The sequence below is a fragment of the Streptomyces sp. CCM_MD2014 genome (assembly GCF_000772045.1).
Taxonomy (GTDB): Bacteria; Actinomycetota; Actinomycetes; order Streptomycetales; family Streptomycetaceae; genus Streptomyces; species Streptomyces salinarius.
This window is the reverse complement of the sequence record NZ_CP009754.1, coordinates 3,059,899-3,072,138: the sequence shown is the minus strand read 5'-3', so window position 1 is coordinate 3,072,138 and position 12,240 is coordinate 3,059,899. Positions and strand designations below refer to the sequence as shown.

The window sequence follows — 12,240 nt, the reverse complement described above, 5'->3', positions numbered from 1 at the left end:
GTGCTTCGCCGACTGACGGCCTGCGGCAGGATGGATGCCACCTGGTACGCACGCGTCGCTCGCGCTCGTACTGAAGACAACCTCTGGAGACGCCCGGTGAGTTCCCCAGATCCGCAGGTTCGCGCAGCGCGAAACCAGTCAACCAGTTCCGCCCGCCCCGGCGCGCGCGGACCCGTCGTAGCGGTCACCGGTGCCGCGTCCGGGGTCGGGGCGCTGCTCACCGAGCGGCTCGCCGCGTCCGACGAGGTCAGACAGGTTGTGGCCATAGACGAACGACGCGGTGGGTGCGAGGCGGCCGAGTGGCAGATCCTGGACGTACGGGACCCTGCCATCGCCGAGAAACTCCGAGGTGCGGACGTTGTGGTGCACCTGGCGCTCGACCTCGACCTGGAGACCGACGCGGCCGCCCGTACGGCTTACAACGTCCGGGGGACCCAGACCGTTCTGACCGCCGCGGCGGCCGCCGGTGTGCACCGGGTCGTGCTGTGCACCTCCGCGATGGTCTACGGCGCTCTCTTGGACAACGAGCTGCCGCTGTCCGAGGACGCCGAGCTGCGCGCCACGGCCGAGGCCACGGGCGTCGGGGACCTGCTGGAGATCGAGCGGCTCGCGCGGCGCGCACCGCGGGCGCATCCCGGCCTCAACGTGACGGTGGTCCGGCCCGCCGTGCTGGTCGGCGGCATGGACACCGCGCTGACCAGGTACTTCGAGTCGCCCCGGCTGCTGGTCGTGGCCGGGTCGCGGCCGGCCTGGCAGTTCTGCCACGTCGACGACCTGTGCAGCGCCCTGGAGTACGCCGTCCTGGAGAAGGCCGACGGCGAGCTGGCCGTCGGGTGCGACGGCTGGCTGGAGCAGGAGGAGGTCGAGGAGCTCAGCGGCATCCGGCGCATGGAGCTGCCCTCGGCGGTCGCTCTCGGCGCGGCGGCCCGACTGCACCGGATCGGACTGACGCCCTCCCCGGCCGGGGACCTGGCCTACACGATGTACCCCTGGGTGGTGAGCGGCAGCCGCCTCCACGATGCCGGCTGGCGGCCGAAGCACACGAACGAGGAGGTCCTGGCGGAGCTGCTCGAGGAGGTCTCGGGGCGGCACACGGTCGCCGGCCGGCGCCTCGGGCGCAAGGACGCCACGGCTGCGGGAGCCGCGGGCGCGACGGTGGCACTGCTGGGTGCCGCCGCGGTGGTGCGCCGCGCGCGGAAGGCCCGGCGCCGTATCTGAGGCGGTCCGCCCCGTCGGCGCCCCGTGCGGGAGGCCGCTGTAGGAGGCTCCAACGCCGCACGCGCGCGTGCCGGGCGATCACGCTATTCCGCGCCGTCCGCGGCGTGGGGCACGATGGACGCATGGCAACCACGAACGACCACCCCGGTGAGCGGGCCGCAGCCGACCCCGTCAAGCTGATCGGCATCCGTGAGACGCCCCTGTCCGTGGACGAGGTCTTCGGCGCGGTCGGAGACGACGCGTCGGGCGGTACCGCGCTGTTCGTGGGAACCGTGCGCAACCACGACGGCGGCACCGACGTCGACCGGCTCGGGTACTCGTGCCACCCGAGCGCCGAGGCCGAGATGCGCCGGATCGCCGAGAAAGTGGTCGCGGAGTACCCCGTACGGGCGCTCGCTGCGCTGCACCGTGTGGGGGACCTGGAGATCGGGGACCTCGCGGTGGTCGTCGCCGTGTCCTGTCCGCACCGGGGCGAGGCCTTCGACGCCTGCCGGAAGCTGATCGACGACCTCAAGCACGAGGTGCCGATCTGGAAGCACCAGACGTTCTCCGACGGCACCGAGGAGTGGGTGGGCGCGTAGCGCCCTCGGTGGTGGTCGTGGTCGGGCGACGGGAGGGCGGGTGGGGCCTGCTGATCACGGGTGTCACCTGCGCGGATCCGGTTGCGTAACCCGCCCCCCGGCGTGAGCGTTGTCACTGCGAATGGTTAATCTTCTGATCAGTCAGTCGCGGACGCTCATGGGGTTGGGAGGTCGGCATGGCGGCGCTTGCCTGGTTGCTGATTCCGCTGGTGGCCGCTGTCGGTGCGGGCCTGTGGGGCAGTTGGGCCAACCGGACCCGCAAGGCACGGAGCGACGGTCCCGAGCTGGACGGGTACGCCCGCTTCCGTGAGGCGATGGAGAAGCCCCGCACGGGTGCCTGACGCCCGTCCGACGAGCGCCTGACGACCGCAGCCCTGACGGTGTTCCGACAGCCACGTCCCGTACTGTCGTGCCATGCCACGCCGCACCGCGACGATGCTCGCCTCCACCCTGATGCTGATCGCGCTCCTGTGCGCGGGTGTTTTCATCCCCGTGCCCTACTCGGAGATGTCCCCCGGGCCGACGGTGAACACGCTCGGGGACCACGACGGCGAGCCGGTGCTGCAGATCTCCGGTCACAAGACCTATGAGGCGAGCGGCCATCTGAACATGACCACCGTCCGGGTCACCAGCGCCGAGTACAAGATGAACCTCGTGGAGGCCGTCTACGGCTGGCTCTCGCACGACAACAGCGTGGTGCCGCACGAGACCCTCTACCCGGACGGCAAGACCGAGGAAGAGGCCACCCAGGAGAACGCGGAGGAGTTCAGCCACTCCCAGGAGACCGCGAAGGTCGCCGCCCTGAAGGCCCTCGACATCCCGGTGAAGTCCTGGGTGGTCGTCTCCACCGTGGTCAAGGACTCACCGGCGCAGGGCAGGCTGCACGCCGGGGACGTGATCAAGGCCGTGGACGGCACGGCCGTCAAGAAGCCCGCGGACGTCGCCGAGCTGGTGACCAAGCACAAGCCGGGCGAGGACACCGTCTTCACGATCGTGCCCGCCAAGGAGCAGGCCGCCGCGGAGAAGGAGGGCCGGACGGCGACCAAGACGCAGAAGGTCACGATCACCACCGAGACCTCCGACGACGCCGGCGAGAAGCGTGCCGTCGTCGGGATCTCCGCCGGGACCGATCACACCTTCCCGTTCGAGATCGACATCAAGCTGGCCGACGTCGGCGGTCCGAGCGCCGGCCTCATGTTCGCGCTCGGCATCTACGACAAGCTCACCCCGGGCGACCTCACCGGCGGCAAGTTCGTCGCCGGCACCGGGACGATCGACGACAACGGCGAGGTCGGCCCGATCGGCGGCATCGGCATGAAGACCATCGGCGCGCACGACAAGGGCGCCCAGTACTTCCTGACCCCCGCGGACAACTGCGCGGCGGCGGCCGAGGACACCCCCGACGGGCTCACCCTCGTGAAGGTCGACACCATCGACGACGCCCTCGGCGCACTGAAGGACATCCGCTCCGGGAAGACCGCCGACCTGCCGAAGTGCACCGAGGGGTAGGCCTCCCGGCACAGGCCTCCGGCAGCCCGGCGACTGGGGGACCTACTCCGCGAAGGTCGCCGTCAGGGCGTCGGCCAGTCCCGGCACCAGGTCGGAGCCCGTCAGGACCTCCGTCGCGGTGTCCTTCTCCCGCAGCCGCAGGGCCGAGTCGCGGGCGCCGTCCCGCAGGACCGCGACCGTCATGCGGACTTCCTGACGGTCCGGGTGCTCCGCCACCCACTGGGCGAGCTTCTTCTCGTTCAGGCCCTCGGGCACCTGGGCCTCGGCCGAGGGCGGCAGCATCAGGCGCTCCACGGCGAGCGCACAGCCGACCACGGCATCGGGCCAGGCGATGGTGCCCAGGAACTCGTCGAGCGCCTGGTCCGTTGGAATCTCGTCCTGCTCGATCGGGGTGAGGCCGGAGGACTCCGCCTCGTCCTGCAGACCGAGCCGGTCCGCGAGGGAGGGCTGGTCGGCCCTCAGACGTGCGGTGTCGACAAGTGCGAAGAGGCGTGCGGGCTGGTCCCAGCCGAGGCCGGAGACGTACTCGTCGATCTCGAGTACGGCCCGGGTGAGGGGGCTCGCTGCCATGGGGGTGTTGGACATGGTCACAATCCTGCCTCGTTCATGGCCGGAATCGGGAACCGAGTAAACGATGAGTAAGTTGCATAAGTGTGGGCCCACGATCACGGGGGCGCACGGGGGGCCCGCGAACCCGAGGGCCTGACGGATCAACAGCGAACTTCGAGGTGCGCACCTTGGCTTTCCAGATGCCGGACCGCGGCGGAGGCCCCCCGACGGGGCCGCGGATCAGAGTGGGCCGCCCGTCCCGGCGTGTCCGAACCCTGCTGCTGACACTTGGTGTCCTCGCCGTGCTCCTCATGGCGTTCACCATGTTCGCGGGATTCTGGACGGACTGGCTCTGGTACCGGTCGGTCAACTACTCGTCGGTCTTCACGACGACCCTGTGGACCAAGATCGGTCTCTTCTTCGTCTTCGGCCTGCTGATGGCGCTCGCCGTGGGGTTCAACATCTGGTTGGCCCACCGCCTGCGGCCGCCGCTGAGCGCCATGTCGATGGAGCAGCAGAACCTCGACCGGTACCGGATGGGCATCGCCCCGTACAAGAAGTGGCTGCTGCTCGGCATCACCGCCCTGGTCGGCCTGATCGCCGGCGCCTCGGCCTCGGGGCAGTGGCGGACCTGGCTGATGTGGGTCAACGGCGTGCCCTTCGGCCAGAAGGACCCCCAGTTCAAGCTGGACGTCGCCTTCTACGCCTTCGACCTGCCCTGGTACCGCTTCCTGCTCGGCTTCGGCTTCGCAGCCGTGATCATCTCCGTGATCGCCGCCGCGCTCACCCACTACCTGTACGGCGGGCTCCGCGTCACGAGTCCGGGTGCGCGCGCCACGGCCGCCGCCACCGGCCACCTGTCGGTGCTCATCGGCGTCTTCGTCGCCCTCAAGGCAGTCGCCTACTGGCTCGACCGGTACGGCCTCGCCGTGAAGTCCAGCGACTTCAAGGCGACCGACAACTGGACGGGCCTCAGGTACGTCGACGCCAACGCCTACCTGCCGGCCAAGACGATCCTGTTCTGCATCGCGGTCATCTGCGCGCTGCTGTTCTTCGCCACCCTGTGGCGGCGCACCTGGCAGCTGCCCGTGATCGGCTTCGGCCTGATGGTGCTCTCGGCGATCCTCATCGGCGGCCTGTACCCGGCGCTGGTCCAGAAGTTCCAGGTCCAGCCGAACGAGCAGGCCAAGGAGGCGCCGTACGTCGAGAAGAACCTCGCGGCCACGCGCGAGGCCTACGACATCCAGGGCACCCAGGTCACCGAGTACCCGGGCAAGAGCGAGACCAAGGACAAGACGAAGCTCCGTGACGACGTGGACGCCGCGGCGTCCATCCGCATCATGGACCCGAACGTCATCTCGCCGACCTTCCAGCAGCTCCAGCAGATGCGCAACTACTACGCGTTCCCGACCAACCTGGACGTCGACCGGTACGCCAAGGACGGCAAGGACCAGGACACGGTCATCGGTCTGCGCGAGCTGAACCTGGCGGGCATCCCGAAGAAGAACTGGATCAACAACCACTTCCGCTACACCCACGGCTACGGCGTGGTCGCGGCCAAGGGCACCCAGGTCGACTCCGAGGGCCGCCCGGTCTTCACCGAGTCCAACCTGCCGTCGGAGGGCGACCTCGGTAAGTACGAGCAGCGCATCTACTACGGCGAGAAGACCACCACCTACTCGATCGTCGGCGGTCCCCAGAAGGAGATCGACTACTCCGACGACACCGGGGAGAAGACGTTCAGCTACAAGGGCGACGGTGGTGTCGACCTGTCCAACCCGATCAACCGGGCGGCGTACGCGGCGGCGTTCAGCGAGCCGCAGATCCTCTACTCCGGTGCGATCGGCGACGGTTCGCGGATCCTGTACAACCGCACGCCCAAGGAGCGCGTCGAGGCGGTCGCCCCGTGGCTGACCATCGACGGCGACGCCTACCCGGCGGTGGTGGACGGCCGCATCCAGTGGATCGTCGACGCGTACACCACGACGAACGGCTATCCGTACGCCAGCCGTACGACGCTCGGCGACACCACGGCCGACTCGCTGACCGCGAACAACAACTCGCGCGCGGTGGTGGCCCAGCAGAACCAGGTCAACTACATCCGCAACTCCGTGAAGGCGACCGTCGACGCGTACAGCGGTGACGTGAAGCTCTACGAGTGGGACACCCAGGACCCGGTCCTGAAGACCTGGAAGAAGGCCTTCCCGGGCACCGTGCAGGACAAGAGCGAGATCTCCCAGGAGCTGATGGCGCACCTGCGCTATCCGCAGGATCTCTTCAAGGTCCAGCGCGAGCTGCTCACCCGCTACCACGTGAAGGACGCCAACACGTTCCTCAGCGGCAGCGAGGTGTGGCAGGTGCCGGACGACCCGACCAACAAGTCGGGCGACGCCGTGCCGCCGTACTACCTGAGCATGAAGATGCCCGACCAGAAGGCCCAGGCCTTCTCGTTGACGACGACGTTCACACCCAACGGGCGTGACAACCTCAGTGCGTTCATGGCGGTCGACGCCGAGGCGGGCACCAGTGACTACGGCAAGATCAGAATCCTGAAACTGCCGACGAGCACGACCGTCGACGGGCCCAAACAGGTACAGAGCCAGTTCAACTCCGAACAGGACATCGCCGAGTCCATCAGGCTGCTGAGAGGCGGCGACTCGGAGGTGGAGTACGGCAACCTGCTGACGGTGCCGCTCGACGGCGGGCTGTTGTACGTCGAACCCGTCTACGTGCGCGGTGGTGACCTCAAGTACCCCTTGCTGCGCAAGGTCCTGGTGAGTTACGGGGGCAACACCGCCTTCGAGAACACGCTCGACGAAGCCCTCAACAAGGTCTTCGGAGCCCAGGCCGCCGAGAACGAACAGCCACCGGCGGACGAGGGAGACGACGACACCACCCAGCCGCCGCCGTCGTCCACCAACCCGACGGTCCGGGAAGCGCTGAGCGATGCGCAGAAGGCCTTCGACGCGGGGCAGAAGGCCCTCGAGCAGAAGGACCTGGCCGCGTACGCCGAGGCGCAGAAGGACCTGGAGGAGGCGCTCCAGCGGGCCGAGGACGCACAGGCCAGGGCCGACCAGAGCGCCGGGGACAAGAACGGCGACAAGAACACCGGCGACAAGAACGGCGGCGACAAGGCCGGGGACGACAAGGCCAGTCCGGACGCGACCCCGACCGGTGACGCCGGCGGAGGGTCGGACACCGGCTGACCGCCCGCCTCGCGCCGGGCGTTCGCGTCAGGCGTTCAGGCTGGTCAAGGCCCATTCCGCGCCGTGCTAGGGTTGTACACACAACGGCGCGGGGTGGAGCAGCTCGGTAGCTCGCTGGGCTCATAACCCAGAGGTCGCAGGTTCAAATCCTGTCCCCGCTACTGACGTCGTGAGCTGGTTGCGAACGACCACGAAGGCCCGGATTCCCACAAGGAGTCCGGGCCTTCGTGATGTGCGAACGCATGTACCGGGGGACACGACGGCCGCGCCGCCAAGGGGAGTTGGGCAGATCTGTGTTTGACTTGTCTCCCTGTGGGCATGTCGACAAAACGCTGAAGTGACCTCACTGACTGCGGTATACCGGATGTACCGAGGTTGCGGGTGGTGCGACGATGAACGTTATGGGGGACATGGCAAATCTGTTCGGGACAGGGCGTTTTGCGCAGCCGTCCGGTCAGCCGTCGGATCAGGAGGAAGCCGCGGACGAGGCTCAGGAAGCAGCCGACGAGGCCGCCGAGGAAGTGCGTCTGCGGCTCGCCGTCGAGGGCGGTGACGTCGAGGCCATGAGCGTGCTCGGCGCACTGCTGCTGCGCCGCGGGGACTTCGACGGGGCCGAGTCCCACCTGCGTGCCGCCACCGCGGCCGGCGACCGGGCCGCCGCCAACAACCTGGGCGTCCTGCTGCACCAGCGGGGGTACGCCGACGAGGCCGCCGGATGGTGGCGCATCGCCGCCGTCGCCGGATCCGCCGCCGCCGCGCATGCGCTGGGCCGGCACTTCCGCGAACGGGGGGACGAGCCCGCCGCCGAGTACTGGCTGTGCCAGTCGGCCGAGCAGGGCCATGTGCTCGGCGCCTACGCGCTCGCCGACCTGCTGGAGCACCGCGGCGACGACACCGGGTCCGAGCGGTGGATGCGGGCCGCCGCCGAGCGCGGGCACCGGGAAGCGGCGTACCGGCTGGCGCGGACGCTGGACCGGCGGGCCGGGCGGCGCGATGGCGGTGACGACGAGGCGGCCGCTCTGGCCGCCGACGAGGCCGAGCAGTGGTACCGGCAGGCCGCCGCGCGCGGGCACCGGCGGGGCGCACTGCACCTGGGCACGATCCTGGAGAAGCGCGGCGAGCTCAAGGAGGCCGGTCGCTGGTACCTCGCGTCCGCCAAGGACGGCGAGGCCCGCGCCGCCTGTGCGCTGGGCTTCCTGCTGCGCGACGCCGGGGACACGGAGAGCGCCGCCGTGTGGTGGCTGCGTGCCGCCCAGGACGGCGACGGCAACGCCGCCAACGCCCTCGGCGCGCTGCACGCCGAGCGCGGCGAGACCCAGACCGCCGAGCGCTGGTACCGCGCCGCGATGGACGCCGGCGACGACAACGGCGCCTACAACCTCGGCCTGCTCTGTGCCGAGCAGGGGCGCACCACGCAGGCCGAGCAGTGGTACCGGCGGGCCGCGTACGCCGGACACCGGGAGGCCTCCAACGCGCTGGCCATCCTGCTGCTGCGGGCCGGCGACGAGGCCGGTGCGGAGCCGTGGTTCTCCAAGGCCGCCGAGGCGGGCAGCGTCGACGCCGCCTTCAACCTCGGGATCCTGCACGCCGGGCGGGGCGAGGAGCGGGCGGCGCTGCGCTGGTACGAGCGGGCGGCGGCGGCCGGGCACACCGAGGCCGCGCTCCAGGTCGGGATGGCCCGGCTGCGCGGCGGGGACGAGCGCGAGGCGGAGCGGTTCCTGCGCTGTGCGGCGGGGGGCGGCAGCGCGGAGGCCGCGTACCGGCTGGCGACGGTGCTGGACGCGCGCCGGCCGCCCGCGCCCGCCCACGAGCTGGGTGAGCCGGCGCAGGAGAAGTCCGAGTGCGAGGAGTGGTACGAGCGGGCGGCCTCCCAGGGGCACCGGCGGGCCCAGGTGCGGGTCGGGATGCTCTGCGCGGCGCGGGGCGACGTGGTGGAGGCCGCGCGGTGGTACCGGGAGGCGGCGGAGGCCGGGTCGCGGAACGGGGCGTTCAACCTGGGGCTGCTGCTGGCCCGTGAGGGCAGCGAGCCCGAGGCCGTGGTGTGGTGGCGCCGGGCGGCCGATGCCGGGCACGGGCGGGCGGCGCTGCGGCTGGCGCTGGTGTTCGCGCGGCGGGGGGAGCTGGCGGAGGGGCAGCGGTGGGCGGACCTCGCGGTGTCGCTGGGGCCGGCGGAGGTGGGGGAGCGGGCGGCGCGGTTGCGGGACGCGCTGCGGCAGGAGCTGTCGGCGTGATGCTGCGCTGAGCTGGGGCGCCTCTCGAAGGTGTCGTGGCGCTGGGGGGACTGGGGTGAGCGGGCCGGTCTTGCCGGGCCCGCCCGTGCCGCCCCAGCGGCACGACTGCCCGCAGCTACACCTAGGGCCGGAATCCTTGTGGATTCCGGCCCTAGGGCTTCAGTAGCGGGGACAGGATTTGAACCTGCGACCTCTGGGTTATGAGCCCAGCGAGCTACCGAGCTGCTCCACCCCGCGTCGATGAATGGAACACTACGTCAAGGCGAAGACGAGAAGCAAATCCGCGCTCACGCCGCCGCGCAGTTCGGGCAGGTGCCGCGGTACGTCACCTCGACCTCCGACACCGTGAAGCCGAAGCGCTCGGAGTCGGGGAGGTCGGCCAGCGGGTTTCCGGTCGGGTGGACGTCGCGGATCGCGCCGCACTGGGCGCAGACCAGGTGGTGGTGCGGCCGGTGGGCGTTCGGGTCGTAGCGCTTGGCGCGCTTGTCCGTCGCGACCTCCAGCACCTCGCCGAGCGAGACCAGCTCGCCCAGGGTGTTGTAGACCGTCGCCCGGGAGATCTCGGGGAGCTTGTCCACGGCGCGGGAGTGCACCTCGTCGGCCGTCAGATGGACGTGTTCGCCGTCGAGGACCTCGGCCACCACGCGCCGCTGTGCGGTCATGCGCCAACCGCGACCGCGCAGCCGTTCCAGAAGGTCACTCATACCGACCAGCCTAACAGCAAGGGGGACCAGGTCCCGAACAGGTGTGACTTTGGAGACTTGCTTGACTTAGACATTGTCTATTGTAGGATCGAGACCGGCATTGGCCAAGGAACAGAACGTGCAGTACTGCCAGGACTGGCACAGGAGGAGCTCGTGACTCAGGGACCGCTCACTACGGAGACAGGTGCTCCCGTAGCCGACAACCAGAACAGTGAGACGGCGGGCGTCGGCGGCCCCGTGCTCGTCCAGGACCAGCTCCTTCTGGAGAAGCTGGCCCGCTTCAACCGTGAGCGCATCCCGGAGCGCGTCGTGCACGCCCGGGGTGCCGGCGCCTACGGCACCTTCACGGTCACCGCCGACGTCACCCCGTACACCCGCGCGGCCTTCCTCTCCGAGGTCGGCAAGGAGACGGAGACCTTCCTCCGCTTCTCCACGGTGGCCGGCAACCTGGGCGCCGCGGACGCCGTCCGCGACCCGCGCGGTTTCTCGCTGAAGTTCTACACCGAGGAGGGCAACTACGACCTCGTCGGCAACAACACCCCGGTGTTCTTCATCAAGGACGCCATCAAGTTCCCCGACTTCATCCACACCCAGAAGCGCGACCCCTACACGGGCTCGACCGAGATGGACAACGTCTGGGACTTCTGGAGCCTGTCGCCGGAGTCGACGCACCAGGTGACCTGGCTGTTCGGCGACCGCGGCATTCCGGCGTCGTACCGCCACATGGACGGCTTCGGCTCCCACACCTTCCAGTGGAACAACGAGGCGGGCGAGGCCTTCTGGGTCAAGTACCACTTCAAGACCGACCAGGGCATCAAGAACCTCACCCAGGCGGAGGCCGACAGGCTCGCCGGTGAGGACCCCGACTCCCACCAGCGCGACCTGCGCGAGGCCATCGAGCGCGGCGACTTCCCGTCCTGGACCGTCGGCGTGCAGATCATGCCCGTGGCCGAGGCGGCGACGTACCGCTTCAACCCGTTCGACCTGACCAAGGTGTGGCCGCACGCGGACTACCCGATCGTCTGGTTCGGCAAGCTGGAGCTCAACCGCAACCCGGAGAACATCTTCGCCGAGGTCGAGCAGTCGATCTTCTCCCCCGCGCACTTCGTGCCCGGCATCGGCCCGTCCCCGGACAAGATGCTCCAGGGCCGCCTCTTCGCGTACGGCGACGCCCACCGCTACCGCGTCGGCATCAACGCCGACCAGCTGCCGGTGAACCGCCCGCACGCCACCGTGGCGCGCACCAACTCCCGCGACGGCCACCTGTACGACGGCCGCCACAAGGGCGCGAAGAACTACGAGCCGAACAGCTTCGGCGGCCCCTTCCAGACGGACCGGGCCCTGTGGCAGCCGGTCCCGGTCTCCGGCGTCACCGGCGAGACCGAGGCGCCCTCCCACGCCGAGGACGACGACTTCGTCCAGGCGGGCAACCTCTACCGGCTGATGACCGAGGCGGAGAAGGAACGGCTGATCGGCAACCTGGCCGGCGCCCTGTCCGGTGTCTCGCGCGACGACATCGTCGCGCGTGCGATCGACAACTTCCGTCAGGCCGACGGTGACTTCGGCAAGCGGCTGGAGGCCGCGGTCCAGGCCCTGCGCGGCTGACATCCAGCACTGGACCGCTTGCCGTAGCGGCGGGCCGGATCCCCGGGAAGGGGGTCCGGCCCGTTTGTCGTACGAATCGTGTGTCCCGGTCCACTGTGCGTCCCGGTCGGCCGTGCGTACGTCGCTCCGTTCCGTCAGGCGGTCACCACCGGTGCGGGATGCGGGGCGCGGGCCGGCGCCCAGCGGCGGATGATGTCGCGCACCGAGACGATGCCGACGGGCTCACCGCCGTCCAGGACGATGAGGTGGCGGAAGCCGCCGTGTGCCATCGCGGCCGCCGCCTCCTCCACGGTCCAGGTCGGTGCGGCGAAGACGACGTCGGTGGTGGTGTGGCCGTGGGCGCGCTCGGCGTCCGGGTCCTGGCCCCGGCCCACGGAGACCAGGACGTCGCGTTCGGTGAGGATGCCGATGCCGTCGGCGTCGGGGTCGTAGACCACCGCCGCCCCGACGCGGCGGGCGGACATCAGGGCGGCGGCCTGGCGGAGCGTGTGGGCGGGACCGATGGTGAGGACGACCGTGCTCATGACTTCGCGGACGAGCATGGGTGGAGCCACCTCCTGCCGGTGATCCATGAGTTAGTTCATGGATTCACAAGTTCACAAGTGGGGGAACTCTCAGAGTGGCAGGTAAAGCGGGG

At 70.0% G+C, this 12,240-nt stretch carries 10 protein-coding genes and 2 tRNA genes; 8 read left to right on the top strand and 4 right to left on the bottom strand.

Translation table 11 applies throughout. The features are described 5' to 3' along the window. Positions 1-96 precede the first annotated feature (96 nt). The 4 genes from NI25_RS13255 (at position 97) to NI25_RS13245 (ending at position 3,308) form a co-directional block, all read left to right on the top strand. Positions 97-1,218 carry an SDR family oxidoreductase gene (locus NI25_RS13255; RefSeq protein WP_061442645.1) on the top strand — a complete coding sequence of 374 codons (1,122 nt, stop codon included), beginning with the start codon at positions 97-99 and terminating at the stop codon, positions 1,216-1,218. A 122-nt stretch (positions 1,219-1,340) separates the two neighbouring features. Continuing rightward, positions 1,341-1,799 carry a molybdenum cofactor biosynthesis protein MoaE gene (locus NI25_RS13250; RefSeq protein ID WP_061442644.1) on the top strand — a complete coding sequence of 153 codons (459 nt, stop codon included), beginning with the start codon at positions 1,341-1,343 and terminating at the stop codon, positions 1,797-1,799. A 176-nt stretch (positions 1,800-1,975) separates the two neighbouring features. Then, the gene (locus NI25_RS39680; RefSeq protein ID WP_007444545.1) at positions 1,976-2,140 is read left to right on the top strand and encodes a hypothetical protein; all 165 of its coding nucleotides are present in this window, start codon (positions 1,976-1,978) and stop codon (positions 2,138-2,140) included. Between the two features lie 73 nt (positions 2,141-2,213). Further along, on the top strand, positions 2,214-3,308 hold the full coding sequence (locus NI25_RS13245) for a PDZ domain-containing protein (protein WP_061442643.1): 1,095 nt from the start codon (positions 2,214-2,216) through the stop codon (positions 3,306-3,308). A 42-nt stretch (positions 3,309-3,350) separates the two neighbouring features. Here NI25_RS13245 and NI25_RS13240 read toward each other — a convergent pair whose 3' ends face one another. Next, positions 3,351-3,893: a PPA1309 family protein gene (locus NI25_RS13240; protein WP_061442642.1), complete on the bottom strand. Its 543-nt coding sequence runs from the start codon at positions 3,891-3,893 to the stop codon at positions 3,351-3,353. 164 nt (positions 3,894-4,057) lie between these two features. Here NI25_RS13240 and NI25_RS13235 point away from each other — a divergent pair, with 164 nt between their 5' ends. The 3 genes from NI25_RS13235 (at position 4,058) to NI25_RS13225 (ending at position 9,294) form a co-directional block, all read left to right on the top strand. After that, positions 4,058-7,063, top strand: a complete 3,006-nt coding sequence (locus tag NI25_RS13235) for a UPF0182 family protein (protein WP_061442641.1) — start codon at positions 4,058-4,060, stop codon at positions 7,061-7,063. A gap of 87 nt (positions 7,064-7,150) precedes the next feature. Continuing rightward, positions 7,151-7,224 (top strand) — tRNA-Met (locus NI25_RS13230). Between the two features lie 231 nt (positions 7,225-7,455). Next, entirely contained in the window at positions 7,456-9,294 is a 1,839-nt protein-coding gene (locus NI25_RS13225) for a sel1 repeat family protein (RefSeq protein WP_420710715.1), read from the top strand. 163 nt (positions 9,295-9,457) lie between these two features. On the opposite strand, the gene NI25_RS13220 is transcribed toward NI25_RS13225, so the two are convergent. Both NI25_RS13220 and NI25_RS13215 read right to left on the bottom strand, forming a co-directional pair. Beyond that, positions 9,458-9,531 (bottom strand) — tRNA-Met (locus tag NI25_RS13220). A 50-nt stretch (positions 9,532-9,581) separates the two neighbouring features. After that, positions 9,582-9,998, bottom strand: coding sequence for a Fur family transcriptional regulator (locus tag NI25_RS13215; protein ID WP_061442639.1), 417 nt, complete (start codon positions 9,996-9,998; stop codon positions 9,582-9,584). A gap of 153 nt (positions 9,999-10,151) precedes the next feature. Here NI25_RS13215 and NI25_RS13210 point away from each other — a divergent pair, with 153 nt between their 5' ends. Continuing rightward, on the top strand, positions 10,152-11,603 hold the full coding sequence (locus tag NI25_RS13210; protein WP_061442638.1) for a catalase: 1,452 nt from the start codon (positions 10,152-10,154) through the stop codon (positions 11,601-11,603). A 134-nt stretch (positions 11,604-11,737) separates the two neighbouring features. On the opposite strand, the gene NI25_RS13205 is transcribed toward NI25_RS13210, so the two are convergent. Continuing rightward, positions 11,738-12,145, bottom strand: a complete 408-nt coding sequence (locus NI25_RS13205; protein ID WP_061442637.1) for a cyclic nucleotide-binding/CBS domain-containing protein — start codon at positions 12,143-12,145, stop codon at positions 11,738-11,740. Between the last annotated feature and the right edge of the window lie 95 nt (positions 12,146-12,240).